The following is a 26,366-nucleotide window of genomic DNA, read 5'->3' as shown; positions in this document are numbered from 1 at the left end:
TGAGTCGAAACCCTGTCGTTTTCAGGTCGGCATATTCTGGTCGCAATGACCCGATAAGATGCGGCCATGCGAATTCTTCTAGCCAACGATGATGGGTATCTGGCCCCCGGCCTTGCCGCGCTCTTTGATGGGTTGCGGGCGCACTGGGATGTGACGGTCATTGCGCCCGAACAAAACGCGAGTGCTGCCTCGAACGCGCTCACGCTGAATCGGCCTCTGTCGGTCTATACCGCCAGCAATGGTTTTCGGTATGTGAACGGCACGCCGTCAGACTGTGTGCACATCGCGCTGACGGGCTTGCTCGATTTCCGCCCGGATCTGGTGGTGAGCGGGGTGAACAACGGCGCCAATCTCGGCGACGACACGATTTATTCGGGCACAGTGGCCGCCGCGACCGAGGGTTATTTGTTCGGAATTCCCGCCTTGGCCATCTCGCTTGTCGAGAAGGGCTGGGGGCATCTGGACACAGCCGTCGCCGTGGCGGTTGAGGTGGTGGCCAAGCTGATCGAAGACCTGCCGCAGCAAGCGCAGTTGCTCAACCTGAACGTTCCTAACCGCCCTTTGAATGAGCTCGGCGGTGTGCGCGTGACCCGTCTGGGCAAGCGGCATCCGAGCCAGCCTGTGGTGGTACAGAAAAACCCTTATGGCGACACGATTTACTGGATCGGCGGCGCCGGTGCGGCGTTGGACCAGCAGGCGGGCACCGACTTCGATGCCATCGCTCAAGGGTTCGCCTCTCTCACGCCGCTGCAACTAGATTTAACGCACCATGCCCAGCTCCAGACCTGTGCTGCCCGTTTTGAAACGCGAGGCGGTGCGTGAGTGCGGGCAGCAAGTCGCCGCAGCGCTTTGTGCACTGGCCTGCGCGCCAAGCGCTTGATGCCGCGCTGAGCAAGACGCCCACAGCGCCACCCCCGCCGAGAGGGCAGTTGGGGGGCGCGCGAACTGTTGCGTTGCCCGTTCCATGTGAACCGCAAACGCGCGGAGCGTCGCAAGGCCCCTCGCGCTGCCTGCCGCGTCAGGCCGGACTTGACTCGGATGCGGTGCGTCGCGGCATGGTCGACAAATTGCGGCAATCGGGCCACTTTGACGATCGGGTGCTGCAGGCCTTGCAGGATGTGCCACGCCATCATTTCGTCGATCCTGGGCTGGCCGCTCAAGCCTATCTCGACAACGCACTGCCCATCGGATTTGAACAAACCATCTCCAAGCCCTCGGTCGTGGCCCGCGGTCTGGATGCGGCGCTCAAGGCCCTGGCGCCGCGCGCCAATCTGGGCAAGGTGCTCGACATCGGCACCGGCTGTGGTTACGCCGCGGCCGTGACGGCCAGGGTGGCAGCAGACGTCTATAGCGTCGAGCGCATACGCGCGCTGCACGATCTGGCGCGCAACAATCTGCGTGCCCTGAGGGTGCCGAACCTGCGTTTGATTCTGGGCGACGGTATGCTGGGGTGCCCGCAGGGCGCCCCGTTCGACGCGATTTTGTCGGGGGCTGCGGCGCTGACTTTGCCGCAGGTCTGGCTCGATCAGTTGGTAGTGGGCGGGGTGCTCATTGCGCCCATCGGCGACCCACAGCAACTCTTGCTGTACCGCAAGCGCTCAGCGACTACATTCGACGTGCAGCCACTCGAAGGCGCCAAATTCGTCCCCTTAAAATCTGGTTTGACCTGAATCGACGTTGTTCATTGACATTGCCCACCATGCGGATCGCCCTGCTCGCCCTCACTCTTTCTGCCGCTGCCATGCTGGGCGCCTGTACCTCGGTGGCGCTGGCCCCCGTGCCGGTCGAGTCCAAGACCTTCCAGAAAGTGCCCCCGGTCTACGCGCCGCCCGCCACGGTGGCTGCGGCGCCTGCGGGCATCGCGACCGCCGCTTCGTCCTCTCTTGCGGGACAGCCGGGGTACTACACCGTGCAGCCCGGCGACACCTTGCGGCGCATCGCCCTGCAATACGGGACGACCTGGCAGGCCCTGGCGCAATGGAACAACCTGGACGACCCGAACGTGATCGAGGTCGGTCAGGTGTTGCGCGTTGCTCCGCCACAAGGTGGGACGCAAGTCGCCGGGGCAACCGCGCCCGCTACTTCTGCCCCGTCGCTGCCAGCCGGGAGCACGGCGCAGAGCTTTGCCGTCACGCCGCTGGCGCCTGCAGCCCCGGTCACGGCGCCGCCGCCCGCTCCAAATCCCGTGAAACCCTCGGCGGCCGCTGCAGTGCCGCCCGCACCTGTCACCCCCGCCAGCCCACCGCCCTCGGGGCCTGCGGTCATGGCCAGCAATCTGACCACAGCCACGCACGACGGCATCGTCTGGTCATGGCCAGCCAGCGGCAAGATCATTCAGGGCTTCAATGGCACGACGAGCAAAGGCATCGATATTGCGGGTAATCTGGGCGACCCGGTGTATGCCGCGGCGGCGGGTCGGGTGGTGTATGCGGGCTCGGAATTGCGCGGCTTCGGCAAGCTGATCATCATCAAGCACAACGACGATTACATCAGCGTGTACGCCCACAACAACGTCATGCTGGTGAAAGAAAACGAAACCGTGAAGCGCGGACAGAAGATCGCCGAGATGGGTTCGACCGATGCCCCACGCGTTGAACTTCACTTCGAGATCAGACTGCGCGGCAAGTCCATCGATCCCATTGGGCTCTTGCCCAAACAGCCCTGACCGCTCGCATGCCGCGCCGCCCCAAACCGGTCTCCGACTCGCCTTCTGAACAAGGGGTGTCTGTCCCAGCGGCAGGCGATCCGCCGGGCAGATCCGCCCCACAAAACGGCGCAGAACCCTGGGAAATGATCGCGCATAAGAGCCCTGCCGCGCCGGATGCGCAGCCTGCTCCCGCGCCGACAGGTTTGCCCTGTCCACCGGCGTCCATTGGGGCCATCGACGATGAATCGGGCGTCAGTGCCTTGCAGGCCTATCTCAACCACATCCGCGCCAAACCGCTTTTCACGCCCGAGCAGGAATTTGAGACGGCGACCCGCGCCAAGGCGGGCGATTTCGAGGCGCGTCAGGCGATGGTGGAGCACAACCTGCGACTGGTTGTGAGCATCGCCAAGGCCTATGTCGGCCGCGGCGCGGCACTGGGCGACTTGATCGAAGAGGGCAACCTCGGCCTGATTCACGCCATCGAAAAATTCGAGCCCGAACGCGGGTTTCGTTTCTCCACCTATGCGAGCTGGTGGATCCGCCAAAGCATCGAACGCGCGCTGATGCAGCAGGTGCGCACCATCCGCCTGCCGGTGCACGTCATTCGCGAACTCAACCAGGTGCTGCGGGCGCGCAAGCATCTGGAACAGGCGGCCGACTATCGCGGCCAGACCTCCGACGAAGACGTGGCCGCGCTTCTGGGGCGCAGTACGGAAGAGGTGGCGGACTTGCTCGCCCTGGCCGAGCAGCCGACTTCTCTGGACGCCCTGCGCGAAACGCAGAGCGGCGAGAGTTACGCCGATCAGTTCGCCGACCAGAACGCGCTCAGCATGGAAGAGCAGACGCAGACCCGCGAAGTCGAGGCCCTGGTCGATTCCTGGGTAGGGGAGTTGGCCGAGCGTGAGCGCGAAGTGATTGAAGCTCGTTTTGGGCTGCACGGACGCGAGCTGGAAACCTTGGAGTCGCTGGCGCAGCGCCTCGGCCTCACTCGTGAGCGCGTGCGCCAGATCCAGCAGGAGTCCTTGCTCAAGCTCAAGGGCCGACTGGCGCGCAATGGGGTCGACCGAGGTTCGCTGCTTTAAGGTTGGCGAAACTGGCTTGCTCTGGCTGGTTCTGCCTTGTTGATGTTTGCTTCCCGCCATGATTCGCACACCCATCGTCACCTTTGATATTGAGACCATCCCCGACCCTGCCGCGCTGCGCGCTGCGGGTCTGGCCGACCCCGAGCTCGACGACGCGGCCGCCGTGCTTCAGGCTCAGGCCCGCCGTCTGGAAAAGACCGGGAGCGATTTTCTCCCGGTTCATTGTCAGCGCGTGCTGGTCATCTCGTGCACCTTTCGTAATCACGAAGGGCTGAAGATCCACTCCTTCGTCGATCAAGGTGGGCAGGAAGGGCAGGTGGTGCAGAGCTTTTTCCGCGTCATCGAGAAACACGCGCCTCAGCTCGTTTCCTGGAACGGGGGCGGTTTTGACCTGCCCGTGTTGCACTACCGTGGTCTGGTGCATGGGGTGACGGCGCCGAAATACTGGGATATGGGCGAAGATGACCGCGAGATGAAGTGGAATAACTACATTTCCCGCTACCACACCCGGCATCTCGACCTGATGGACCTGCTGGCCCTCTATCAGCCGCGCGCCAATGCGCCGATGGACGTGCTGGCCAAGCTGTGCGGCTTTCCCGGCAAGCTGGGCATGGACGGCAGCAAGGTTTTTGATGCCTGGCTTGCCGGGCAGACCGACGACATCCGCCGCTATTGCGAGACCGATGTCATGAACACCTATCTGCTGTATTGCCGCTTCCAGCTCATGCGCGGGGCCTTGTCCGCGAGCGAATACGCGGACGAAATCGACCTGGTGCGACACACCCTGGGCACCCTCGCGGCGCAGGAATCGCATTGGCAGGAATATCTTGCCGCCTGGCCGGAGCAAGCCGCCGCGCGGGAAGGCTAGGGTCTGTTCCAATAGCCGGATGGAACAACGATTGGAATGGCTGCAAATCGACAGCCTGGATCTTGAAGCCCGCGGGGTCGGGCGCAGCGAAAACGGCAAAGTGGTGTTCGTCGCCAATGCCTTGCCCGGAGAACGGGTGCAGGCGCGCATCCACCGCAGCAAGCGCAACTGGGAGTCTGGCGAGGCCGTGGCCTGGGCCAGCACGGCGAGCAGCCGGGTGACGCCGCGATGCCCCCATTTCGGCGTTTGCGGCGGCTGCAGCATGCAGCATGTCGATCCGGCTGCGCAGTTGGCGTTCAAGCAGCGCATTCTCGAAGATGACTTTTGGCATTTGAGCCGCCTGAAGCCGCAACTCCTTCTGCGGCCCATTGCCGGGCCCAACTGGGGCTATCGCACCCGCGCGCGGCTGACCGTTCGCCTGGTGGTGAAAAAGGGCGGGGTGTTGGTCGGTTTTCACGAAAAAGGCTCCAGCTACGTTGCGGATATGCGCAGTTGCGCAGTTTTGCCGAGGGCAGTGTCCGATCTGTTGCTGCCCTTGCGCGAGCTGATCGCCGGCCTGTCCCGGCCTGAGCGCGCGCCGCAGATCGAGCTGGCGATGGGCGATCGGGTGACCGTTCTGGTGTTGCGCCACCTCGAACCCTTGACCGACGCGGATCGGCAACGCCTGCGCGACTTTGGACAGCAGCACGGCGTGCAGTGGTGGCTTCAGCCCAAAGGGCCTGATTCGGTCGCGCCGCTAGACCCCGACGCCGAACCCCTGAGCTATGCCTTGCCCGAGTTCGGCGTTGTCATGCCGTTCCGCCCGACCGATTTCACCCAGGTGAATCCGCAGATCAACCGCGTGATGGTGGCGCGGGCCTTGCGCCTGCTGGGCGCCCGGCGTACCGACCGGGTGATCGACTGGTTTTGCGGTCTGGGCAATTTCACCCTGCCCATCGCCACGCAGGCGCGGCAGGTGCTGGGCGTGGAGGGCAGCGCCACGCTGGTGGCGCGGGCGCTGGACAACGCTTTGCACAACGATCTGCAAGACAAAGTCGTGTTCACCGCCCGCAATCTGTTCGAGATGGATGCAGACGATCTCAGAGCCTACGGCGAGGCCGACCTGTGGTTGGTGGACCCGCCGCGCGATGGCGCGCTGGCACTGTGCAAGGCGCTGGCCGAGGCGGTGAACGGGCCGCTGGGAACGCCGGGCGAGGAGGAGACGCGGGCCGCAGGGGAGGCAAGCGCGGCGCCCAAGCCGGTCGCCCCCTCGGTTGCCCCCCCGGTCGTCCCCGCGGTCGTCCCCGCGGTCGCGCCATTCAAACCGCCGCGCCGCATTGTTTATGTGTCCTGCAATCCGGCAACCTTGGCGCGTGATGCCGGCCTGCTGGTGCATCAGGCGGGTTACACCTTACGTGCCGCAGGGGTGATGAATATGTTTCCTCACACAGCCCATGTGGAATCGATGGCGGTGTTCGAGCGCGATTGAGCCCATCGTTGCCCACAAAAAACGACCGCAACTGCGGGCGTTTTTCGTGGGACTGTTTCGCGCTTACCGGCGCCCGCCGCCACTGAAAAAGCTCAGAATGGACAGCAGGTTGACGAACACGTTGTAGATGTCGAGGTAGATCGCCAGCGTGGCGGTGATGTAGTTGGTTTCACCGCCGTTGATCACCCGCTGCACGTCGATCAGCATGAAGGCCGAGAAAATCACAATGGCCACGACCGAGAAGGTCAGCATCAGCGCAGGCAGTTGCAGCCAGATATTGGCGATGCCCGCGAGGATGAGCAGGATCACGCCGACGAACAGCATTTTCGACAGGCCGGACAAATCACGCTTGACCACATTCGCCAGCGTGGCCATGGCGCCGAAAATCACCGCCGTACCGCCGAAGGCCAGCATGATGAGCTGCGGCCCGTTGCTCATGCCCAGCACGAAGCCGAGCATCTGCGACAGCATGACGCCCATGAAGAAAGTGAACAGCAGCAGCAGACCCACCCCGGCGCTGGAATTTTTGGTGCGCTCAATGGCGAACATCAGGCCGAAGGCGCCGACCAGAAAGACGATCATGGTCATGCCGGGGCTTTGCGCCATGGCGAGATTCAGCCCCGTGGCCATGCCGACCCACGCGCCGATCACGGTGGGAATGAGAGAGAGGGCCAGCAGCGAATACGTCTGCCGCAGTACCTTGTTGCGCACAGTCGCAGCGCCGCCGGGTTGGGCGTAGATGGTGTAATCGCGTTGTTCATTCATGGCAAAACTCCGTTCCTGGAAGTGGACGCTGACAGTCAGACTAACACAGGCTAAATACGTTCCACGGCTTGCATTTCAATCCCGCGCGCATGAATTTGCAAGCGCTGGCGAGCGCGGGTTAAGCCCGGGTTCAGGCTGTCAAGCCGCTTGCGGGGCGCTGCCGTAGACGGTTTGCAGGCGTTCGAGCGCGCCCTGCAGGGTGATGTGGTGATTTTGCGGACCGTGCACGGCGATTTTTTCCGCTCCGAGCACATTGCCCAGGCGGGTGCTGTCAGCCAGCGTCCAGCCTTTGGACAGCCCGAACAATAAACCGGCGCGGAAGGCGTCGCCGCAACCGGTCGGGTCGAGCACCTGGCTGGCGGGGACACCGGGAATGTCGGTGGCGACGCCGCCCTCGCTCCAGATGCGGCAACCGTGTTCGCCCCGGGTGACGATCACCCCGCGCACTTGGGAGGCGATGTGGTCGAGGCTCCAGCCAGTGCGCTCCACCAGCAGTTCAGCCTCGTAGTCATTCACCGCCACCCAACTGGCTTTGGCGATGAAATCGCGCAGATCGGCGCCGTCGAACAGCGGCATGCCCTGACCCGGATCGAAGACGAACGGAATGCCGGCACGAGCAAGCTGCGCCGCATGGTCGATCATGGCCGAGCGGCCGTCTGGCGCGATGATGGCCAGATCGACCCCGGCGTCCAGTGGCACGGGCAGCTCGTGCGCCCGGCCCATGGCGCCGGGGTGGAAGGAGGTGATCTGGTTGTTGTCGCGGTCGGTGATGATGTGCGCCTGCGCGGTAAAACTGTCGTCCAGTTGCCCGACGTAAGTGCGGGCAATGTGCAGCGCATCAAGGCGGTCGAGATAGCTCTGGCCGTCCGCGCCCAGGGCGCCGAGGATAAGCGGGTCACCCCCCAGCAGCGCCAGGCTGTAGGCGATATTGCCCGCGCACCCGCCGAACTCGCGCCGCATGGTGGGCACCAGAAAGCTGATGTTCAGAATATGCACTTTGTCGGGCAGGATGTGCTCGGCAAAGCGGCCGTCGAAGGTGGTGATGGTGTCGAAAGCAAGCGAGCCGCAGATGAGGGTGGACATGAGGTTCAGCCTTCGAAGCGCAGGGCGGGGAAGAGAATGACGTCGCGAATGCTGGGCGCGTCGGTGAGCAGCATGACCAGCCGGTCGATGCCGATGCCGCAGCCCCCTGCGGGCGGCATGCCGTATTCCAGCGCCCGTACATAATCGGCGTCGAAATACATGGCTTCGTCGTCGCCGGCTTCCTTGGCCTGCACTTGCGACTGAAAGCGGGCGGCCTGGTCTTCGGGGTCGTTCAGCTCGGAGAAACCGTTGGCGATTTCGCGGCCGGTGATGAACAGCTCGAAGCGCTCGGTCGTATTTGCATCGGCATCGGCGGCGCGGGCCAGGGGCGACACTTCCACGGGATAGTCGACGATGAAGGTCGGCTCCCACAGCAGATGCTCGGCGACTTGTTCAAAAAGCGCGAGTTGCAAAGCGCCCAGCCCCATGCCCTTGAGTTTGTGCGGGGCGTGATCGGCATCGAGACGGCGCAACTCGCCGCGCAAAAAGCCGTCATCGGCCAGTTGCGCGTCGGTGTAGTCGGGGGCGTGCTTCTGGATGGCCTGCGTCAAGGTCAGCCGCGCAAACGGCGCGCTCAAGTCCAGCGTCCGCCCCTGGTGGGTGAGCACCGCGGTACCGCAGGTGAGTTGCGCGGTGTTGCGAATCAGCGCCTCGGTGAAATCCATCTGGTCGCGGTAGGTCCACCAAGCGGCGTAAAACTCCATCATGGTGAACTCGGGGTTGTGCCGCGGGCTCAGGCCTTCGTTGCGGAAGTTGCGGTTGATCTCGAACACCCGCTCGAAGCCGCCCACCAGCAGGCGCTTGAGGTAAAGCTCGGGTGCGATGCGCAGATACATCTGCTGATCGAGCGCGTTGTGATGTGTGGTGAACGGCTTGGCCGCAGCGCCTCCGGGAATGGGGTGCAGCATGGGCGTTTCAACCTCCATGAAGCCCGCTGCCAGCATTTCGTTGCGCAGCGCCGCGATGGCCTTGCTGCGCAGCGCGAAGCGTTCGCGCGATTCCGGTGTGACGATGAGATCGACATAACGCTGGCGGTAGCGCGTTTCCACGTCTTCGAGGCCGTGAAACTTGTCGGGCAGGGGGCGCAGCGACTTGACCAGCAGGCGCACCTGCTCGGCCCGAATGGTCAGCTCGCCGGTGCGCGTTTTGAACAGCACGCCCTCGCAACCGATCCAGTCGCCCAGGTCGTAGTGTTTGAAGGCGGCATGGGCCTCTTCACCAGTGACATCGTTGGAAACGTGGATCTGAATGCGCCCCGTACCGTCCTGCAAAGTGGCAAAACTGGCCTTGCCCATCACGCGCTTGAGCATCATGCGGCCCGCCACCCGCACCCGCACGCCAGCCGCTTCGAGCGCGTCGGGCTCGTCGCCCCCATGTTGCGCCTGCAGACTCATGGCCTGATGCGCAGGCTTGAAGTCGTTGGGGAACGCCGGGCCGACCTCGCGCAACGCGGCGAGTTTGGCGCGGCGCTCCGCGATGAGGTGGCTGTCGTCGAAGGCGGGCGGATGGGGGGCGTCAGTATTCATGCGGGATGGAGGGACGGTCTCTCGGAAATGTCCACGATGTCAAGCGGTGCGGGGTGGTGGGGCGGCTTGCGCGCAGTACGCGCGTCAAACCGACCGATTTTAGCCGCCCCTCACGCCTGAGCATTCCCCAGCCACAACCCCAGCCAGAACAAGCCGATCAGGCCGAACTGCGCCGCCAGATTGATCATGCCGAACGTCCACTGCGCTCCAGCGAATCCGGCGACGATTTTGCTCACTGCGTTGGTCGCTAAGGCAATGCCGATGGCGAGCAAGGCCTGCCAGGACGAAAAAGCGCCGTTGACCGCCATTTGCGCGGCAGAAGCGGCCGCTGCGTGCGCGTCGGCAAATCCTGCCAGCCCGGTTGCCGCCAGTGCCGCATCGCTGCCCAGCATGCTGCGCGCGGCCTCTGCGGCCAACAGCACGCCCGCAAGAAGAGCCGCAAACAACAGCGCCTGCAGCGGCTGGAACGGACGCCGCGTTGCTTCTTCTGCCACGGACGAGGTCAGACTCTCCAGCGTACGCCGCGCCAGACGCCACGTCGCGCCCACCGCCAGCAGCGCGCCCGCCCCGTACAGCCCCACGGCGGGCAGCAGACCAGGGAGCAAAGCCGGATCGATCAGCGCGACGAGCAGGCTCAACTCCACCACGGTAGCCAGATTCGACAACAAAGCCGCCCGCAGGCAATCGCCCTGCAGGGCGGCATCCAGCTGTGCGCGTTGCGCCATGCTGGCAATGGTGGCTGTGCTCGAAACAAACCCGCCGGCCAGCCCGGAAAGCGCCAGGCCGCGCTGGCTGCCAAAAGCCCGCACCGCCACATGCCCCACCGACTGAATCGCCATCATCAGCACGGCCAGCAGCCACAGGGTATGCAGGTTCAGCCCCGCCAACCACGCAATGGGCTGATCGGGCAACAGTGGCAGCACGACCAGCGCCGCGGCTGCCAGCAACAGACCGGATTCCAGTTCCTGCGTGCTCAAAACACGGCGCGCGAACCCATGCAGCGTCGTTTTGGCGGCCAAAATCCCCGCGACCACCACGCCCAGCCCCGCAGCCCAACCGGGCGACTGCTGGGCGAGCGCGCCAATCAACACAGTGAGCAGCAGGGCGAATTCCGTCGTCAGCCCAGGGTCGGCTTTGCGCGTTTGCGTATATCCCGCAAACGTCAGCAAGGCAAAAGCCGCGAGTACCACCCCCAGCGCAACCGGCCCCAGCACGCCCGCAGTCGCACCCGCAAGCGCCGCCAGCACAAAACTGCGCAGACCCGCAGGCGATTCAGGCGGCTGACTGCGCTCGCGCTCGATGCCGATCAGCAGGCCGACGCCGAGGGCGGCGATCCAGGGAAGGACGGAAGACTCGATCAATCCGGACTTCCACGACGGATCAAGGACGCGCGCAATTTCCGGCCGAATGGTGTGGCTGAGCGCGGATATTGCCTGATTTGGACAAGATCAGATCGACACCCAAAACCGTGTTCAACGTGTTGCTGCATAGACGCAACGTTCCCGCTGCAAATGCGCCACTGGGTTGTTCGGCATGCCCAATGGGCTGGAAAAGAACGGGCTTCTGCATGGGGCGATTGGGCAGAATTTGAATGCCACTCTCCTGCGCCGTAGATCCGCTCTGAATCAAAGTGTCGTCGGCGTCACGGGCTCCATTTTGGTTGCGATCCGTGAAAATGAGCCATTCACCGCTCCCCCAATCTGAATGGCATCCTGACTCTGGGTTACCCGCGCAGAGCGCCACAACCTGATTTTGGGTGATGGCAGACTGTCGCGCCATCATGAAGGCGCTCATCAAGGCATTGCTGCTGACGGTGAGGCGATGCTGAGCAAGCAGATGAGAAAACGCAGGCGCTGCGAGTGCAGTCATCAACCCCCCGAGAGCCACGACGACCAACAACTCCGCATAGCTGACGCCACGGCAGTTGTCGATTCGAGATGGGTATGAACTCCGCACTGTGAGACCCTCTGAATGGTTGAGGCAGCCTCAATTATGGCAAGTTCAATCACTGAAAGCAAAACATTCTCTTGATTTTTTGACAAATTAAAAAATTTTTCTTACCAGCAGGAGGCCACCGTGCCTGTGCCGCTTATTGTTTTTGTTCCTGCCTGATTCAGTGAAATTGTGTTGCATTCAGTATCACGGCTAGCTTGAGATCCCTGCGGCACGGCACGCACTCGATAAGTGGACTGGCCGGGCGTGGCGGCAAAGCTGAATTTGTAATCAGTACTCAGATCTGAAGCGCATGAAAGCGTGGGTAGCGTGTTCGCTGTTCCTGCTGAATCTTGGTCATATCGCAAGTTGGTCGAGTAATACCGTTCCATATAGTTGGCATACTCACTGAGACAGGCTTCAGCGGCAACTCGTTTGGTTTTGGTGATATGGCTGATGTAGGAGGGGTAGCCGACAGCCGCGATGATGGCCACGATGGCCACGACGATCATCAGTTCGATCAGCGTGAAACCCCGTAGAGCCAGCTGGCGCGCACGGCCGGGGGCAAAAATTGCTCGGTTGAAATGCCGCATGAATAAGCCTCCGCTCAGGGGTTGATGAGTTCTGCCCAGGAAACGCGCCCGGGGTTGGAAACCTGCGGATTGACCTGGGTATTGAAAATGGTGCCGTTTTGATTGGCCAGTAGCGTCGTGCTGATGAAATTGCTCAAGCCGGTGAGCCCCGTGAGCCCGATGCCAGCGATCGGAATGAGGGTTTTGTCGCTCATGGTGACTTTGTCTGAGTCGTTGAAACGGCGATCTCCGTTGCGGTCGAAAAAGATGTCGGTCGGATTCGTGCCTGTGAACGGATTGACGGCCATGATCCAGCCGCGGCCTGATGGGGCGCACACATCGGCGTTGTCTGGAATGAGCGTGCTGCCAACGAGCAGGTTCTGATACGCCTGGTTCGCAACGATCATGCGCTCACCTTGGGCGGCATTAGAGGGAGGCAAGAGGTTCATATACCAGCCTTTTTTGGTGGCCATGTCACCAGCAGCTCCCACGCTGACAGTGCGTGCGGGCAAAGTTGCGGCGACTGGCGGAGTGGCGGTCGGATCGGCCGCTGTGCCAGCGATTTCTGAGGTGATGCTGCGCTTGATCAGATCGTTTTTGACCATCGGAAAACTGGCCTGCGACACATTCAGCCCATACCAGCTCTGTACATCCTTATTCGCGAGGTCGTCCTGGCCCAAATAGCGCCCGGTGCCAAAAAACAGCCAGAGATTTCCGGTGTCTGGGTCTTTGGCGGCAAACATGGGCGAGGTAATGGGTTGGGCCTTGTTGCTGCCGTCCTTTGCGGTGAACAGCAGGGTGCCGCCACTGGTTGCGCTGGTGAGATCGAATGACCACACATTGCCTTGCAGATCGCCGGCATAAGCCTTTGTACTGATGCCATTGGCAAGGTTGTCGATCCAGACCGCAGGCGTGGAGAGCCCGTTGTCTGTTGCGGTGTTTGTTGCATGACGGGAGACGGTGCCGTCGTTCAGGCTGATCTGCAACAGTTCGGCAGTGCCGCTGTCACTGTTCATGCCGTTGCCCACCAGAACCGACCATTGACCGTTCGCCGTCTGGGCGATGATGGGTTTGCCGATGATCTGCCCGAGATACCCAGCGGCAACTTCCCAGAGAAATTTCACAGATGCTGGGTCGGTGATGTCCAGGGCGTAGATGGTGCGCGTTGTGCCGCGGCCTGTTGTGCCGACCAGTACCGTACGCCAAGCTGCAGGCGAGCCGGTATAGACGTCCGCCACGGTGATCTCACCGTCGTTGAAATATTGATGGGGGTTTAGCCCAGAGCCATAACTCTTTTGAGCCAGCACACTGGGGTTGGTGGAGGCCGCGAGCACCGCGCCGGGCATGAAGGCAAAGGTTTCCACGCCGGTGTTGGCATTGAAGCCATGCAGCATGCCGTCGTTGGCCGAGACATAAATAGTGGGCGTGCGCGTTGCCTGCGTTGCGGCGAAGGTTTTGAAACTGGCGGAGCCGGTGAAAGTAGCGTTGGCATAGGGGCCCGCTTCGGGCTTGCCCACATAGATCGGCTGCGAGTTGATGATGTCGCCCAGCGCCGTGGTGCGGTTGCGATAGGCGCCGCCGTTGCGAATTTCCTTCGAGGCGTCGCCACGGATGTAATTCACCAGGTCGGTGGTCCAGCCGTACTTGCCGTTGACATGGGTGCCGTCGAACGCCACATAACTGCCGCCGACCAACGTGTAGACGGTACGGGCACCCGCTGCGGGTAGTTGGAGAGCCGCGTCCCAAGCTTCAGTGGTTGCTGCGCCGGTGGCTGCATCGATGTTGAAGGCTTTGAGCGAACCACTCCAGACACCCTCTTTGTAGCTCGCCTGGTAGACACGGCTGCCGCTGTTGAGCTGCGTGGAGTTGGTGGAAAGCGAAGCCGTGCTGCCGATGTTTTCGCTGGCAATCGCCGAGAAGGCCGCCTCGAGAGAGTCCTTCATGGTTTTGGCGTCGCCACCCGTGAAGAAATTGTCTGGGCGTTTGTCCTTCGTGCTCAGCGTCTGGCCATTGGTCCACCACGAAGCGTCTGGAAGCGCCGTTGTGTTGGCATAGGGGTCGTAGTTGGCCGGTACAGAGAAGCCACCGTACTTGGCCGCAAGCCAGTATTGGTTCTTGGCCTTGCCTTCCAGAACCTGGTTTTCCATCACATCGACCCAGTAGGTTGAGACGGTCTGCTTGCCGCTCAGGTCTGACCGCAGATCGACGGTATGGGCGTCGTAGGCTAGGCCGGCGATATAGGCGGAGTTAGAGCGGCCGCTGAAACCGGTACTGTCGTCAGCTGTCATGCCGTTGATGGTGATGCCTTCCAGCGCTGCCACTTTTTGTGTAGCTGTGACGACATTAACTGTCGTGTCGGCGCTGACTTCGCTAGGTACCGCGGGTTCATCATTGCCATTTCCGTTGCCCGGCAGGTTTTTGTCACGGTGGGTGTTCACGTCGCCGATGCCCAGAATGAAGCTACGCTGGCAAGAGTATTTCCAGGGGTCAGTCCAGGTGCGGACGACGGGGAAGCCGTCGGTCATCTTGTAAGCCGTGCCATCCGGATAGTTGCTGATGCTGTTGTACGACTCGACCGGGCCTTGATGTTTCAGGTAGCGCAGCGCGGCGTAATACATCTCGCTTACCGGGTCGTAGCTCTTGTCACTGGCCGTGGTCATCTGACCGAATTTGTTGATGTAATTGATGACTCCACTGTCTTGGATGGCCGGGTCTGCAGAATATGCGCTGGTTGTGTCGGACGCGGCAGTGGGTTGCGGGTTACGGATGAAGGTGCCGTCGGTGGCACTCCATTCGGCCTGAGCGTTGGTGGTAGGCGTGGCTCCCGGTTCATAGGTATTCGGGCCGACAAAGCCTTGCTGCGCTCGAAGCGCCGCGCCGTCCTGCAGCACCTTGGAAATATTGAGATAGCCGAAGACGCTGTAAGTGAATACGGAGGCGTATTTCTGGATCAGCCCTTGGGGCACCTTGGGGCTTGGCATTGCTGCCGTAAGCGACGCAGTTGTCTTCAAGCATGCCGCTTTTGCAGACCTGTACGTCGATGTTGACGGAATAGACCCAGCCAGACTTCACACCCTCAGACGGATCGAATTCGACTGCGCCTTTGCTCTGCGCGACGGCCGGATTATCGAGCAGATAGCGCAAGCTGCGGGATGTGCCGTCTTTGTCGTTGACGCTAGTGCTATTAGCTGAGATGAAGTACATCCGGTTTCCCAGGCCACTGAGTTTTGTCGAAAAGTAGCTAAGGCTGGAAGGAGTGTTGTTCGCTACCGTGGACGCACCGGAAATGTTGAGAGCGCCCGTCCCGGTTTGACCGGTATGCCGCGCCTTTTCCAGAATGGTGAGGTTGGCTGTGTCCACCACCCGGTTGCCACCGGTCAGCGTTGAGCGAAAGACATCGATGGTTTGGGTGGCGGCCCAGTTCAGGTAATTGCCGCTCCATGCTTTGGAGCATGTGCGATTGGTCGCGTCGCTGGCTGGCGCAAAGTAGTTCTTTGTGCCGCCGTTAACGCCCGTGAAGGCTGGCACCGACGTACCTGCGATGGTGTAGCCGTAGCACTTGTTGGGGTCAAAGTAGCCGTAATAGGTTTTGGTCGTATCGAAAGCGCCGACGTTGGCCATGCTCATGATCGTGGGCCATTCCACAGAGGGCGTGAGCACGAGATTGCCGGGGACGTTATTGCTCAGCGTCAACGGTTGCTGGGCTATCGATACCGCAGCCTGTGCGATGGGCGCGGTCAACAAGCTCCAAGTAACGCCAAGCAGGACGAATTTCTTCCAAAGTGGGGGACGATGGGGCATTGCTTGCGGGCTCATGGTGGGTCCCTTGGGGAATAGATTTATGAAATTGCTTGGCGATCAACCGGCGTTATTTGCGTACCCAGGCTTGCAGGGTGACGGTGGCCCGATCGGGCAAAGTGCTTGGGTCGGCGCTGCGCGCGGTGATGCGGTAGAAATGCGCCGTTGGGACAACCGGGGCAGCCCCGTACTGCGCGCTGTTGGCCGTTTGCTGGGGGCCAAGGGCCGTGCGGCGGTCATTCCAGAGGCCCATGTCTTCGATCACATACTGCGGCTGTCCCGCTGCATTGCTGCCCGCGGTGTACTGATTAGCGCCCGTGCCGGTCGGTACTGTCTGCCAAGCGTTGGCGATGGTTGCCTGTGCGGAGGGGTTGTTGTCGCACTGGGTGGCGGCGACGGTGCAGTCGCGCCAGATCACTGCGGTATTCGCTTGCAGCAATCCTTGCGCAACGCGCAGCCCGGCTTCACTGTTCTGCAGCGCGATTTGGCGGTCCTGCAGATTGCTGGACATCTTTTCCTGCAGGGTGGTGCTGCGGATGGCCGCCAGACCGATGACCGTGACGATGAGCAGCAAAATCAGCGAGACGATGAGCGCCACGCCACGTTGGCGCTGCGCGGCCCCTGCTTCAAATGAATGGGTCGAATAGATCGATTGCATGGCTTAACTCACACGGTTGCGCAGCGCGATGACGGTCGTCACGGTGCGGTTGAGGGATTTGGCGTTGCTATCCGTCACCGTTTGTTTGGTGGTGCTGGCCAGCGTCAGGGTGACCTGCATCGCATCAACTTCATTCCAGTTGGTCACAGACTTGGCATCGACGTAGTTGGCCGCATTACTCTGGTGATAGAGGATTTGCATGTCTGTGACATTGCGCACGATTTCCTGCGCAGTCGCTGCCAAGCTACCGCCGCTATTGCTCAGCGTCATGCGGTAGAGCGACTGCCCGCCCGTCGGGTTGGTGCCGATGTACCAGTCTGCCGCATTGAGACGCGAGGCCTGGGCATTGGTGCGGAAGGTGTAGGCCTCTGCGGTGCACGCGGTGGCGGGCGGAACTGGAGCGGCTGTTGGGAAGCCGAGGTCGGCGGTGCAGTTTCCAGGGTTGGCGCCAGTGGCGGCCCAAGTCAGTGTTGCGGTGCCTTCGCCGCCGCCCAGCTGAACCAGTGCCGCGTGATCCGGGTCGCAGATCAGCAGCGCGTCGCCGTTCTTCCAATCGGTTGCTGCCGACCATAGCGTGACGCTTGCCGCAGTGGCATTTTGAATGCTCAAGCCTGCGCTTTCGCTCCCGATCAGTTGTACCGAATCGGTGGCGGCAAGTCGGTTGCCGGTTGCCGTGCCAGTGGTGACTGCCGGATCGGTAGAACCGGCTTCGTAGCCGCGGACCGCATTGCCCCAGTTTGCCCACCAGTCTGTACCGCTGTTTTTCAGCACGTTGGCAATAAAGGTGCCGTTGCCGCAGCCGGTCAACGACGCCTGGCGAGCATCGCGTGTCAGCAATTCAAAGGCGATGCGTGAACCATCCTGCACTTCACCGATCGCCATATTGGTCTTGAAGGAGCTGCGACTGGCCAGAAAGACGCTGACCGCTACGCCGGTCACGACCAGACCAAGCAACATGGCCACCATGAGTTCAACGAGGGTCATGCCGCGCTGGCGGCTTGGTAACGCACCCTGCGCTTTGATGTGGGTAGAGCTTGGGTTCATAGCATGGCCTTGGTGACGAAGGTCTGTGTACTTGAACCGGCAGTGGCGCGACTGTCGTCGAAAGTAACGGTCACGGTGCAATCGCCGTTGCTGGTGCAGTCAATTTTTCCGGTGGCGCCATTTCCCAGGGCGGCTAGTCCGCCTGGTGGCGTGCCGCCAGAGCCCAGGCACCATGCTTGAACCTCGGTATCGGGCCGGCCCGTCAGATTTGTGGAAAGCGAACAGCTTGGCGTGCTACCTGTCAACTTGAAGGTGGCGGTCGTGTCGTAGTCGCCGTTGAGTGCGGCGGTTCGATTGGCGCGCAACGAATCGAGAATGGCGTAGGTGACCACGGAGGTTTGAGTGTGCGCCATGGCGCTGTTGTTGTTGGTCATCGATCGCACCAGCAATGTGGACATGCCGAGGAAACCAATGGACAGCACCAGTACCGCGATCAGGATTTCCAGCAAACCGGCGCCGACCTGAGACTGATGGCCTTTTTCAAAAGGCGCCGATTTACTGTTGGCAAGGGTTGGGTTGCGCATTGGGACAATTTCCAGTTCCGTTCACCGTGCAGGTCACGGCAGTGATGCCGGTAACCAAATAGACGCAGCGGTGTTGATTACTCGGTAGATTGCTGGCGTAGAGATCCATCACCAAGCCTGAGAATCCGGCGTTTGCCGTCGACTGTCTCAGGAATCCGGCTGGCGAAGCGATCAACGCCTTTCCGCTGACTTTTTGAACGCCCGCTGGCAGCGCTGGGGCGGCGGCGAGCGTTGTTCCGGCGGCGTCGGTGTTTTTGATCTGCGCGCTGTTGGTGAAACTGACATCCTGATTGCGTTTGACGGCTTCGGATTTGGCTAAATTCAGTGCATACACCACGGCGTTGGCGCTGGTGCTCAGTTTGTTGCTGAGCATCAGGTTCTGAAAGTTGGGGACGGCAACCGCCAAAAGAACTGCTGCGACCGTGATGGTGACGAGCAATTCGATCAACGTGAAGCCAGAAATTCTGTGGTACACAGTGGTTTCCAAATTGAAACAATGTGACCAAAGTTTTCCATGCCTCGCAGGCTCGTGCGCAGACTTTCCGACGAACGGTCGTTTATGACCGACGAACGGTATTTTTTGTATCAATCTGTGCAACAACCCCCCAGCCTGTGCGCTGGAGGGGGGTGAAAAGACGTCAGTCGCAGCGCTGGCTGCTGACTTCGACGCCTTGGCCCTGGGCGCTGAGCCAGAGGGCCTGCGCGCGGGGCGGGGCGCTGTGGGGGGCGTCGCAGTCCCAGTCGGAGAGGACTTGCCGGAGCTCTCCGCCTTGCCAGTGGTTGCGCGGGCGGTGGGTGTGGCCGTGGATCATCCAGGCGCAGGCGGCGCGGGCCAGCCAGTGGCGGGCCTCGGCGGGATCGGCGTCGGCCCAGTTTTCGGGGCGGGCTTGCGCGGCGTTGCTGGCTGCGCGCATGGCGCTGGCCTGCAGCACGCGGGCAGCGAGCGGCTGGGCCAGCACTTGCCGCTGCCACTCGGCGTTGCGGACGGTGGCGCGAAATTGTTGGTAGGCGGTGTCGGCGGTGCAGAGCTGGTCGCCGTGGGTGAGGAGGGTGCGCCCGGCCTGAAACGTGAGCACGACGGGGTCGGGCAGGATTTGCGCGCCGGTGGCTTGCTGGAACCGCTCGCCGAGCAGAAAGTCGCGGTTGCCGTGCTGCACGAACAGGGCGCGGCCCGAATCGGTGTAGGCGCGCAGCGCGCCCGCGATGTCTTGGGCGCAGGCGGCGTCTTCAGGTGCGACGGCCAGCGCGGAGGGGTCGAGCAGATCGTCGCCGATCCAGGCCTCGAACAGGTCGCCCAGGATGAACAGGGCATCGGCCGCGCGGGCGGCGTCGGCTAGCCAGGCGATGAAGGTCTGGGTGGTGCGCGGGGCCAGCGCACCTAGATGAAGATCGGAGACGAGGGCGATGCGCCGCCAGGTAGGCGGGGCAATCAGGCTGGGGAACGCGGGCTCGGGGCGGGGGGCGTGCGCGGCGTCCTCTGCGGACAAGGAGTTAGCCGACACGCGAACCGCCGCCCTGATTTTGCGGTGATGCCGTTGTCAGACTTCGACGGCTTTGAGGATGACCACGTCTTCTTGCGGCACGTCGTCGTGAAAGCCCTTGCGGCCGGTTTTCACGCTCTTGATCTTGTCCACCACGTCTTGTCCTTCGACCACTTTGCCGAACACGCCGAATGCGGATCGGAGGTGCGGGCCATGGCGAGGGTGTAGCGGTCGTTTTTCAGGCCGTTGTTGGCTTCGTTCTGAATCGGGGCGAGGGTGGGCTTTTACTTCATGCCGGGCTCGAAGCCGCCGCCCTGGATCATGAAGCCGTCGATCACGCGGTGAAAGACGGTGCCGTCAAAGTGGCCCGAGCGCACATAGGCCAGGAAGTTTTCGCTCGACTTGGGGGCGTGCTCGGTGTCGAGTTCGATGCGGATGTTGCCGTGGTTGGTTTGGAGTTCGACCATGATGGGCTTTCTGTTTTCAGCTTTAGTTGAGGAGTTTGGCGTCTTCGATGACGATGGGCTTGACGGGCACGTCCTGGAACATGCCTTCGTTCTTGGTCGGCACGGCCACGATCTTTTCGATCACGTTCATGCCTGAAATGACCTTGCCGAACACGGCGTAGCCGTAGCCGTCGGGCTTGGGATAGTCGAGGCTGGGGTTGTCGACCACGTTGACGAAGAACTGCGAGGTGGCCGAGTTGGGGTCGGAGGTGCGCGCCATGGCGATGGTGCCCTTGAGATTGCGCAGGCCGTTCTGACTCTCCAGCGGAATGGGCGCGCGGGTGGGTTTTTTCTGCATGTCGGCGGTGAAGCCACCGCCTTGCACCATGAAGCCGGGAATCACGCGGTGAAAAATGGTGCCTTTGTAGAAGCCGCTTTTCACATAGTCGAGAAAATTGGCCACGGTTTTAGGCGCCCGGGCCGGGTCGAGCTGCACTACGAAATTGCCCATAGTGGTGACGAATTCCACCTTGGGTTGCGCGGCGGGGGCTTCGGCGGCGTGTGCTGCGGGCAGGGCCGCTGCGGACACCAAGCTCAGCGCGGCGAGTACGGGGGCGATGTGCTGCCGCATGATGCGTCGCCAATTGGGGAGCGAAGAGTGGGACGGGGTGGTCAGGCTGGAATTCATTACGAAACGCTTCCTTGAAAAATGAGTTGCCACTGGTTGTTGCGCTGGGCCCAGTACTGACGATAGAGCGGGCTGGAGGGCGCACCGGCCGCACTGTACTGCACCACCCTTTGCCCCGGGTATTGCAGGACGGTGAGCGCGCCGGGGGTGATGGATGGGTTGCGCGCAGGCGCGTGCGCAGTATTCGGCGCCGAGGCGCTGGCGGCGAGCGTGTCTTGCGGACGCGCGCCTTGGGTAGCCGCCTGAACGACGTCGGTCTGCAACCGCGCCGTGATGCGCTGGCGCTGGGCAGTCCACTGCGAGACGCTCAGCCATTGCACATGGCGGGTGATGACCACCGGGGTGCTGCCCGCCGGGGTGTCGGCCATGAGGCTGAGCACGTCCGGGTTGGACAGCACCACGCAGCCGTCAGATGCCAGGGGAACGCGGGCATAGCTGCCCGGCGGTGTGCCGTGCAGCCAGACGCCAAAGCCAGTGTGGCCTTGCTGCTTGTCCCACTCGTTGGGGTAGTTCAGCGTGAGCGCGCCGGCGCCATAGAGCGGTTTGAGGTCTTTGGCGCCGATTTTGCGGGTGATGAAGTAAATGCCCAGCGGAGTTTTCATATCGCCGACCTGGGTCTTGCCCGCGCCGAATTTGCCCTGGCTGAAGTAGTAGCTCGCCTCGAGCTGGGGTACGCCGTTGCGCTGCTCAAAAAGATACAGACGCGAACGGGCGGTATCCACCACGATGGCGCGCTGCACGTCGGGCGCCAGCGCCACCAGATTGGCGGCAATCGCCCCGGTCGGGGGCGGTGCGGTGTAGGCGGCGAGGCGGGCCAGTGCCTCCGCCCGAAGTTCCAGAACGCGGGCGTGCTGTTGCGCCTGTTGTTCCGAAAGCGCGGGTGGCGGGGCCGCGGCGAAGCCCGCAGGGTTTCCGGCGCTGGCTTGCATGACATCGCCCAGAAGCAATTGCGCCAGGGAGAAATGCGGGTACTCCCGCGCCAGTTGCTCGGCCTGGGCCCGCGCCGCATCGAGGTGGCCGGCAGCGACTTCGGCGTAAGCGTGGAGCAGGCGCCGTTCCGCGCCGTCCTGGTTAGCAGGCGCGCTCAGCGAGGTGGTGAGTTTGAGCAGAGTGCGCGCCGAAACGACGGGTTGCTGCACTGAACCGGTGGACGGGCCTGCGGCGTTGCTGGCCAACTCGCCTGTCGGTTCGGCCGCCGGGTCATGCAGCAGGCGACTGCCCGGTGCGGCGCTGGGCATCGCGTTGTAGTCGGTCGCGGCGCGGGCCGCGAACACCAGCGGCACGCACAGCAGCGCCCAAGGCAACAGCTTGCGCAGAGGCGGGCGGCGGAATGCGGGCTTCACGGCGGATCGATGCGAGGGCTTGAAATCACAGCCTAAATGAGGCGCCTTGCAGAGGCTAGAGTGGCTGTTCAGCCGACGATCTCGCGCACGATCAGCCACTTGCCGTTTTCACGCTGCATTTGCAGGGTTTTCGGGCCGTCAAAATCGAGCGAGCCGGAGGTGTAGTGCTGACGAAAGCGCGCGGTGGCTTTGTCGCCGTCGATCTGCACCTTGAGGGCGTGCACTTTCACCGTGATCTTGGCTTTGTCGGAAATGCGGGCTCGACGCTGATCCTTCCAGGCGCTCAGGCTCATACCCTTCTCCGGCTTGAAATTGAGGGCGTAGGCGGCGAAATAGCCTGGCAGATTCTTGTTTTGCCAGGCGTCGGCCCAGCGCTCAACCGCTTCGGACACCGCCGCCTGTTCGCTGGCGTTGGTCTGCGCAGGCGCAGCGGCGGGCGCCGGTTTGTTTTCGGAGGGTGCGGGCACGGCAGGCTTGGTGGCAACCGGGGCCGTCGGCGCGGGCTCGGGTTTGGCCGCGGGTTTTTCGGCGGCTACCACTACCGGCTTCGGCGCAGGCGCGACTGCTGCGGGCTTGATCTCGGTTTTGGTTTCTTTCGCGGGCTGCGCCGTGGTGACTTTCAAGGGCGCCGCCGAGGCCGGATGAGCGGCGGGATTTTTGCCCTGATCGAACAATTCGCGAATCAGGTTGAGCTTGACTCGGGCGCTGGCGTTTTCGTCGGGGGCGAGTTGCAGCGCCTTTTGGTAGGCCTGGCTGGCGAGTTTGGCGTAAATATCGCCCAGGTTGGCTTGCGCGGTGGCGTAGCTCGGGTTGGTTCGTATGGCCATATCGAGCGCGGAGCGGGCCTTGTCGTACTGCCCTTGCTGGGCGTAGAGCACGGCCAGATTGTTATAGGGCTCGGGCAGTTCGGGGTATTGCTCGGTGAGCGACTGGAAGATTTTGATGGCCTGGGCGTCTTTTTTCTGCTCGGTGAGGATGACGCCTTTCAAAAACTGGTACTGCGGGTCTTTGGGCTTTTGCGCCAGCAGCGTGTCCACCTGCGTCAGCGCAATGCTCAGATCGCCTTTTTGCAGACTTTGGCTGACACTGGCTGCGTCTGCCGCCCAGACGGTTGGTGCACTCAGCGTGAGGGCGATCAGGGTGGCGAGGAGGCGATTTCGCATTGGGTGACTAAGTGAGTGGTCTGAAGTCTGGATAAGCGCCGTGCCGACTGGCGATGCGCAGCGCGGATTCAAGTGCAGCGCGTCAAGCCGAAAACTGGCTGCTTGTGCTAAGTTTTTAATTTTATCTGGGGACATGGCGCGCCCGCGCACAAACCGCTGTTCCCAAACCCAATTCCATGACTGCGTTGCATCTACACAATACCCTCACCCGCGGGAAAGACCGTTTCGTGCCCATCGAGCCGGGCCATGTCCGCATGTATGTCTGCGGCATGACGGTGTATGACTACTGTCACATCGGGCACGCGCGGGTGATGGTGGTGTTCGATCTGCTGCAGCGCTGGCTCAAGGCGCAGGGCTTGCGCGTCACCTATGTGCGCAACATTACCGACATCGACGACAAAATCATTCGCCGCGCGCAGGAAAACGGCGAAACCATCCGTGCCTTGACCGATCGCTTCATCGCCGCCATGCACGAAGATGCCGACGCCCTCGGCGTGGAGCGGCCTACGCATGAGCCGCGCGCCACCGACTATGTGCCGCAGATGCTCGACCTGATCGGCAAGCTCAAGACGCGCGGTCTGGCCTATCGCGACAGCGCGGGCGATGTGAACTTTCATGTGCGCGCGTTTCCCGGCTACGGCAAGTTGTCGGGCAAGTCGCTCGATGAACTGCGCGCGGGCGAGCGCGTGGAGGTCGATACCGCCAAGCAAGATCCGCTGGACTTTGTGCTGTGGAAAGCGGCTAAACCCGCTGAGCCCGAGGAGGTGAAATGGCCTTCCGATGACGGCCCGGGCCGTCCCGGCTGGCATATCGAATGCTCGGCCATGAGCTGCGCGCTGCTGGGCGAGACTTTCGATATTCACGGCGGCGGGGCCGATCTGCAATTTCCGCATCACGAGAACGAAATCGCGCAAAGCGAGGGGGCCAGCGGCAAGCCCATGGCCAATGTCTGGCTGCACAACGGGTTTGTGCGGGTGGACGGCGAGAAAATGTCCAAATCGCTGGGCAATTTTTTCACCATCCGCGACATTCTCCAGCATGTGGACGCCGAAACCGTGCGGCTGTTCATCGTCCGTGCGCACTATCGCAGCCCGCTGAACTACAGCGACGAACACCTGCAAGACGCCCACGCTGCGCTCACCCGTCTCTACACCGCGCTCGACCCGTTCGCCGAGCTACCCGCGCGTATCGACTGGAGCCACCCGCGCGCGCAGGCCTTTGCCGCGGCGATGAATGACGATCTCAATACGCCTGAGGCCATGGCGGTGTTGTTCGAGCTGGCGACCGAGGTCAACAAAACGGGCGATGCCGATCTGGCGGCGCTGCTCAAGGGGTTGGGCGAAGTGCTCGGTCTGCTGCAGCAGAATCCGCGCGAGTTCCTGCAAAGCAAGGCCGCCGCGGTGGATGCGGCGTGGGTGGAGCAGTTGGTGCAGGCCCGCATCGCCGCCAAACAGGCGCGCAACTTTGCCGAGGCCGATCGCATCCGCGCCGAACTCACGGCCAAGGGCATCGTGCTCGAAGACAAGCCGGGCGGAATCACGGTATGGAGGGCGGCTTGATGGCGCGAGCACCGGCTTGGTCGGATACGGTCGTCTCCACCAAAGGCCCCATCCCGCTCGATTGGGACAAGGCCTGCGCCCACCTGCAGCGCACCGATCGCGTGATGCGCAAACTCATCAAGACGCATGCGGGCACGCGGCTGCAAAGCCGGGGCGATCCGTTTCAGACGCTGGCGCGTTCCATCATCGGCCAGCAGATTTCTGTCAAGGCGGCGCAGACGGTCTGGGATCGGCTCTGTGCCGCCGTGCCGCAAGTCGCGCCGGAACATCTGGTCGGCCTCGATGATGAGGCTCTGCGTGCTTGCGGCCTGTCGGGTCGCAAGGCGGGCTATGTGCGCGACCTCGCTGTCAAATTCCACGCTGGGGAGGTGCATCCGGACCAATGGCAGGAGATGCCCGACGAGGCCATCGCCGCTGAACTGCTGACCATCCGCGGGATTGGCCGCTGGACGGCGGACATGTTTCTGATCTTTCACCTGATGCGCCCGGACGTCCTGCCCTTGGGCGATCTGGGGCTGATCAAAGGCGTGAGCCAGACTTACTTCGCCGGCGAGCCCGTGACCCAGAGCGAGGTGCGCGAAGTGGCCGCCGCCTGGGCGCCGTGGCGTTCAGTGGGGACTTGGTATATTTGGCGAAGTCTGGACCCGTTGCCGGTTGCGTATTGATTTGCGCATTGTTTTGCATGTTTGCAACGCAGGAGCGGATCATTTCCCGAGGTGAATATGAGCAAAAAAGTCTTTCTCGATTTCGAGCAACCGGTTGCCGAACTCGAGAACAAAATCGACGAACTGCGCTTTGTGCAGGATGAATCGGCGGTCGATATTTCCGAAGAAATCGGGCGCTTGCAGAAAAAAAGCCAGCAGCTCACCAAAGACCTCTACGCCAAGCTCACGCCATGGCAGACCACGCAGATTGCGCGGCACGCCCAGCGGCCTTACACACTCGACTACGCCAACCAGATCTTCACCGACTTTCACGAGCTGCACGGCGATCGCGCCTATGCCGACGACCTGTCCATCGTGGGTGGCCTGGCGCGTCTGGGCGGGCAGGCCTGCATGGTGATCGGCCACCAGAAGGGGCGCGACACCAAGGAGCGCGCGATGCGCAACTTCGGCATGCCCAAGCCCGAGGGCTATCGCAAGGCGCTGCGGCTGATGAAACTGGCCGAAAAATTCCACCTGCCCATCTTCACCTTTGTCGATACGCCTGGCGCCTATCCCGGCATCGATGCCGAAGAACGCAGCCAGTCCGAAGCCATTGGCCGCAATATCTACGAGATGGCGCAACTCGAAGTGCCCATCATTTCCACCATCATCGGTGAGGGCGGATCGGGCGGGGCGCTGGCTATTGCGGTGTGCGACCAGTTGCTCATGCTGCAGTATTCGATCTACTCGGTGATTTCACCCGAGGGCTGCGCCTCCATTCTCTGGAAGAGCGCAGAAAAAGCGCCGGAAGCCGCCGAGGCGCTGGGTCTTACCGCGCACCGCCTCAAGGCGCTGGGCCTGGTGGACAAAATCGTCAACGAGCCGGTGGGCGGCGCGCACCGCGACCCTGCGGCGATGGCGGCTTCGCTCAAGCGTGCGTTGGGCGAATCGCTGCGCCACTTCCAGCACACCAAGCCGGCCGATCTGGTGAAGCAGCGGCTGGAGCGGCTGCAAGGCTTTGGCAAATTCGAAGACACCAAGACGGCGGGACGTTGACCCCCTCGTCGGTTCACTT

25 protein-coding genes and 1 pseudogene are annotated in these 26,366 nt (G+C 62.3%); 9 read left to right on the top strand and 17 right to left on the bottom strand.

The genetic code is table 11. The annotated features are described in order from the left end of the window. Positions 1 to 66 precede the first annotated feature (66 nt). The 6 genes from surE (at position 67) to rlmD (ending at position 6,065) form a co-directional block, all read left to right on the top strand. Positions 67 to 822 carry a 5'/3'-nucleotidase SurE gene (gene surE, locus ABT24_RS01210; RefSeq protein WP_276729066.1) on the top strand — a complete coding sequence of 252 codons (756 nt, stop codon included), beginning with the start codon at positions 67 to 69 and terminating at the stop codon, positions 820 to 822. A 233-nt stretch (positions 823 to 1,055) separates the two neighbouring features. Continuing rightward, on the top strand, positions 1,056 to 1,670 hold the full coding sequence (locus ABT24_RS01205) for a protein-L-isoaspartate(D-aspartate) O-methyltransferase (RefSeq protein WP_276729069.1): 615 nt from the start codon (positions 1,056 to 1,058) through the stop codon (positions 1,668 to 1,670). Positions 1,671 to 1,699: 29 nt separating this feature from the next. After that, on the top strand, positions 1,700 to 2,665 hold the full coding sequence (locus ABT24_RS01200; protein WP_276729074.1) for a peptidoglycan DD-metalloendopeptidase family protein: 966 nt from the start codon (positions 1,700 to 1,702) through the stop codon (positions 2,663 to 2,665). Between the two features lie 8 nt (positions 2,666 to 2,673). Then, positions 2,674 to 3,729 (top strand): RNA polymerase sigma factor RpoS, encoded by a 1,056-nt coding sequence (gene rpoS, locus ABT24_RS01195; RefSeq protein WP_276729076.1) that lies wholly within the window; start codon positions 2,674 to 2,676, stop codon positions 3,727 to 3,729. A 58-nt stretch (positions 3,730 to 3,787) separates the two neighbouring features. Continuing rightward, the gene (locus ABT24_RS01190) at positions 3,788 to 4,597 is read left to right on the top strand and encodes a 3'-5' exonuclease (protein ID WP_013104556.1); all 810 of its coding nucleotides are present in this window, start codon (positions 3,788 to 3,790) and stop codon (positions 4,595 to 4,597) included. Between the two features lie 19 nt (positions 4,598 to 4,616). Then, positions 4,617 to 6,065, top strand: coding sequence for a 23S rRNA (uracil(1939)-C(5))-methyltransferase RlmD (gene rlmD / locus ABT24_RS01185; protein ID WP_276729082.1), 1,449 nt, complete (start codon positions 4,617 to 4,619; stop codon positions 6,063 to 6,065). 63 nt (positions 6,066 to 6,128) lie between these two features. On the opposite strand, the gene ABT24_RS01180 is transcribed toward rlmD, so the two are convergent. From ABT24_RS01180 to ABT24_RS01100, 17 genes and pseudogenes are all read right to left on the bottom strand, one after another. Continuing rightward, positions 6,129 to 6,830 (bottom strand): Bax inhibitor-1/YccA family protein, encoded by a 702-nt coding sequence (locus ABT24_RS01180; RefSeq protein WP_013104558.1) that lies wholly within the window; start codon positions 6,828 to 6,830, stop codon positions 6,129 to 6,131. Positions 6,831 to 6,968: 138 nt separating this feature from the next. Continuing rightward, the gene (locus tag ABT24_RS01175) at positions 6,969 to 7,913 is read right to left on the bottom strand and encodes a carbohydrate kinase family protein (RefSeq protein ID WP_276729086.1); all 945 of its coding nucleotides are present in this window, start codon (positions 7,911 to 7,913) and stop codon (positions 6,969 to 6,971) included. A gap of 5 nt (positions 7,914 to 7,918) precedes the next feature. After that, a complete protein-coding gene (lysS, locus tag ABT24_RS01170; protein WP_276729090.1) occupies positions 7,919 to 9,439 on the bottom strand; it encodes a lysine--tRNA ligase in 1,521 nt (506 codons plus the stop codon). Between the two features lie 110 nt (positions 9,440 to 9,549). Further along, positions 9,550 to 10,800 carry an MgtC/SapB family protein gene (locus ABT24_RS01165; RefSeq protein WP_276729093.1) on the bottom strand — a complete coding sequence of 417 codons (1,251 nt, stop codon included), beginning with the start codon at positions 10,798 to 10,800 and terminating at the stop codon, positions 9,550 to 9,552. Between the two features lie 19 nt (positions 10,801 to 10,819). Beyond that, complete coding sequence (locus tag ABT24_RS01160) at positions 10,820 to 11,308, bottom strand: GspH/FimT family protein (protein ID WP_050985890.1); 489 nt, start codon at positions 11,306 to 11,308, stop codon at positions 10,820 to 10,822. A gap of 188 nt (positions 11,309 to 11,496) precedes the next feature. After that, complete coding sequence (locus tag ABT24_RS01155) at positions 11,497 to 11,964, bottom strand: type IV pilin protein (RefSeq protein ID WP_276709232.1); 468 nt, start codon at positions 11,962 to 11,964, stop codon at positions 11,497 to 11,499. Between the two features lie 14 nt (positions 11,965 to 11,978). Next, positions 11,979 to 14,834, bottom strand: coding sequence for a pilus assembly protein (locus ABT24_RS01150; RefSeq protein WP_286737292.1), 2,856 nt, complete (start codon positions 14,832 to 14,834; stop codon positions 11,979 to 11,981). After that, entirely contained in the window at positions 14,773 to 15,759 is a 987-nt protein-coding gene (locus tag ABT24_RS01145; RefSeq protein ID WP_286737291.1) for a hypothetical protein, read from the bottom strand. Before ABT24_RS01145 ends, ABT24_RS01150 begins: the two co-directional genes overlap by 62 nt. 52 nt (positions 15,760 to 15,811) lie before the next feature. Next, positions 15,812 to 16,399: a pilus assembly PilX family protein gene (locus tag ABT24_RS01140; protein WP_276729099.1), complete on the bottom strand. Its 588-nt coding sequence runs from the start codon at positions 16,397 to 16,399 to the stop codon at positions 15,812 to 15,814. 3 nt (positions 16,400 to 16,402) lie between these two features. Further along, positions 16,403 to 17,443, bottom strand: a complete 1,041-nt coding sequence (locus ABT24_RS01135; protein WP_276729102.1) for a PilW family protein — start codon at positions 17,441 to 17,443, stop codon at positions 16,403 to 16,405. Then, positions 17,440 to 17,967 (bottom strand): type IV pilus modification protein PilV, encoded by a 528-nt coding sequence (gene pilV / locus ABT24_RS01130; protein ID WP_276729105.1) that lies wholly within the window; start codon positions 17,965 to 17,967, stop codon positions 17,440 to 17,442. The genes ABT24_RS01135 and pilV overlap by 4 nt, the downstream gene beginning before the upstream one ends. After that, a complete protein-coding gene (locus ABT24_RS01125) occupies positions 17,939 to 18,442 on the bottom strand; it encodes a pilus assembly FimT family protein (protein ID WP_276729179.1) in 504 nt (167 codons plus the stop codon). Before ABT24_RS01125 ends, pilV begins: the two co-directional genes overlap by 29 nt. Positions 18,443 to 18,605: 163 nt before the next feature. Beyond that, positions 18,606 to 19,454: a UDP-2,3-diacylglucosamine diphosphatase gene (locus ABT24_RS01120; protein WP_276729109.1), complete on the bottom strand. Its 849-nt coding sequence runs from the start codon at positions 19,452 to 19,454 to the stop codon at positions 18,606 to 18,608. Between the two features lie 51 nt (positions 19,455 to 19,505). Further along, positions 19,506 to 19,915, bottom strand: a pseudogene (locus tag ABT24_RS01115) (peptidylprolyl isomerase). A gap of 22 nt (positions 19,916 to 19,937) precedes the next feature. Further along, the gene (locus ABT24_RS01110; RefSeq protein WP_502689008.1) at positions 19,938 to 20,405 is read right to left on the bottom strand and encodes a peptidylprolyl isomerase; all 468 of its coding nucleotides are present in this window, start codon (positions 20,403 to 20,405) and stop codon (positions 19,938 to 19,940) included. Positions 20,406 to 20,581: 176 nt separating this feature from the next. After that, positions 20,582 to 21,925 (bottom strand): L,D-transpeptidase family protein, encoded by a 1,344-nt coding sequence (locus tag ABT24_RS01105; RefSeq protein ID WP_276729116.1) that lies wholly within the window; start codon positions 21,923 to 21,925, stop codon positions 20,582 to 20,584. A 68-nt stretch (positions 21,926 to 21,993) separates the two neighbouring features. Further along, positions 21,994 to 23,088: a nuclear transport factor 2 family protein gene (locus tag ABT24_RS01100; RefSeq protein ID WP_276729119.1), complete on the bottom strand. Its 1,095-nt coding sequence runs from the start codon at positions 23,086 to 23,088 to the stop codon at positions 21,994 to 21,996. 176 nt (positions 23,089 to 23,264) lie between these two features. Here ABT24_RS01100 and cysS point away from each other — a divergent pair, with 176 nt between their 5' ends. From cysS to ABT24_RS01085, 3 genes are read left to right on the top strand one after another with little or no spacing between them, the layout of a single operon-like run. Continuing rightward, entirely contained in the window at positions 23,265 to 24,647 is a 1,383-nt protein-coding gene (cysS, locus tag ABT24_RS01095) for a cysteine--tRNA ligase (RefSeq protein WP_276729121.1), read from the top strand. After that, on the top strand, positions 24,647 to 25,312 hold the full coding sequence (locus ABT24_RS01090) for a DNA-3-methyladenine glycosylase family protein (protein ID WP_041608863.1): 666 nt from the start codon (positions 24,647 to 24,649) through the stop codon (positions 25,310 to 25,312). The genes cysS and ABT24_RS01090 overlap by 1 nt, the downstream gene beginning before the upstream one ends. A gap of 57 nt (positions 25,313 to 25,369) precedes the next feature. Further along, a complete protein-coding gene (locus tag ABT24_RS01085; RefSeq protein WP_276729124.1) occupies positions 25,370 to 26,347 on the top strand; it encodes an acetyl-CoA carboxylase carboxyltransferase subunit alpha in 978 nt (325 codons plus the stop codon). Positions 26,348 to 26,366: the final 19 nt, after the last annotated feature.

Source organism: Thiomonas sp. SCN 64-16, from assembly GCF_001725585.1.
GTDB lineage: Bacteria > Pseudomonadota > Gammaproteobacteria > Burkholderiales > Burkholderiaceae_C > Thiomonas > Thiomonas arsenitoxydans.
The sequence above is the reverse complement of the archived record's forward strand: the minus strand, read 5'-3'. Positions and strand labels throughout refer to the sequence as shown.

Bases quoted from the DNA above. Each gene is read 5' to 3' on its own strand.
- ABT24_RS01200 (WP_276729074.1), top strand. From the start codon at position 1,700: ATGCGGATCGCCCTGCTCGCCCTCACTCTTTCTGCCGCTGCCATGCTG.
- ABT24_RS01085 (WP_276729124.1), top strand. From the start codon at position 25,370: ATGAGCAAAAAAGTCTTTCTCGATTTCGAGCAACCGGTTGCCGAACTC.
- rpoS (WP_276729076.1), top strand. From the start codon at position 2,674: ATGCCGCGCCGCCCCAAACCGGTCTCCGACTCGCCTTCTGAACAAGGG.
- ABT24_RS01205 (WP_276729069.1), top strand. From the start codon at position 1,056: ATGGTCGACAAATTGCGGCAATCGGGCCACTTTGACGATCGGGTGCTG.
- ABT24_RS01090 (WP_041608863.1), top strand. From the start codon at position 24,647: ATGGCGCGAGCACCGGCTTGGTCGGATACGGTCGTCTCCACCAAAGGC.
- ABT24_RS01145 (WP_286737291.1), bottom strand. From the start codon at position 15,759: ATGAGCCCGCAAGCAATGCCCCATCGTCCCCCACTTTGGAAGAAATTC.
- ABT24_RS01155 (WP_276709232.1), bottom strand. From the start codon at position 11,964: ATGCGGCATTTCAACCGAGCAATTTTTGCCCCCGGCCGTGCGCGCCAG.
- ABT24_RS01135 (WP_276729102.1), bottom strand. From the start codon at position 17,443: ATGAACCCAAGCTCTACCCACATCAAAGCGCAGGGTGCGTTACCAAGC.
- ABT24_RS01100 (WP_276729119.1), bottom strand. From the start codon at position 23,088: ATGCGAAATCGCCTCCTCGCCACCCTGATCGCCCTCACGCTGAGTGCA.
- ABT24_RS01190 (WP_013104556.1), top strand. From the start codon at position 3,788: ATGATTCGCACACCCATCGTCACCTTTGATATTGAGACCATCCCCGAC.
- lysS (WP_276729090.1), bottom strand. From the start codon at position 9,439: ATGAATACTGACGCCCCCCATCCGCCCGCCTTCGACGACAGCCACCTC.
- ABT24_RS01180 (WP_013104558.1), bottom strand. From the start codon at position 6,830: ATGAATGAACAACGCGATTACACCATCTACGCCCAACCCGGCGGCGCT.
- cysS (WP_276729121.1), top strand. From the start codon at position 23,265: ATGACTGCGTTGCATCTACACAATACCCTCACCCGCGGGAAAGACCGT.
- ABT24_RS01140 (WP_276729099.1), bottom strand. From the start codon at position 16,399: ATGCAATCGATCTATTCGACCCATTCATTTGAAGCAGGGGCCGCGCAG.
- surE (WP_276729066.1), top strand. From the start codon at position 67: ATGCGAATTCTTCTAGCCAACGATGATGGGTATCTGGCCCCCGGCCTT.
- pilV (WP_276729105.1), bottom strand. From the start codon at position 17,967: ATGCGCAACCCAACCCTTGCCAACAGTAAATCGGCGCCTTTTGAAAAA.
- ABT24_RS01175 (WP_276729086.1), bottom strand. From the start codon at position 7,913: ATGTCCACCCTCATCTGCGGCTCGCTTGCTTTCGACACCATCACCACC.
- ABT24_RS01110 (WP_502689008.1), bottom strand. From the start codon at position 20,405: ATGGGCAATTTCGTAGTGCAGCTCGACCCGGCCCGGGCGCCTAAAACC.
- rlmD (WP_276729082.1), top strand. From the start codon at position 4,617: ATGGAACAACGATTGGAATGGCTGCAAATCGACAGCCTGGATCTTGAA.
- ABT24_RS01160 (WP_050985890.1), bottom strand. From the start codon at position 11,308: ATGACTGCACTCGCAGCGCCTGCGTTTTCTCATCTGCTTGCTCAGCAT.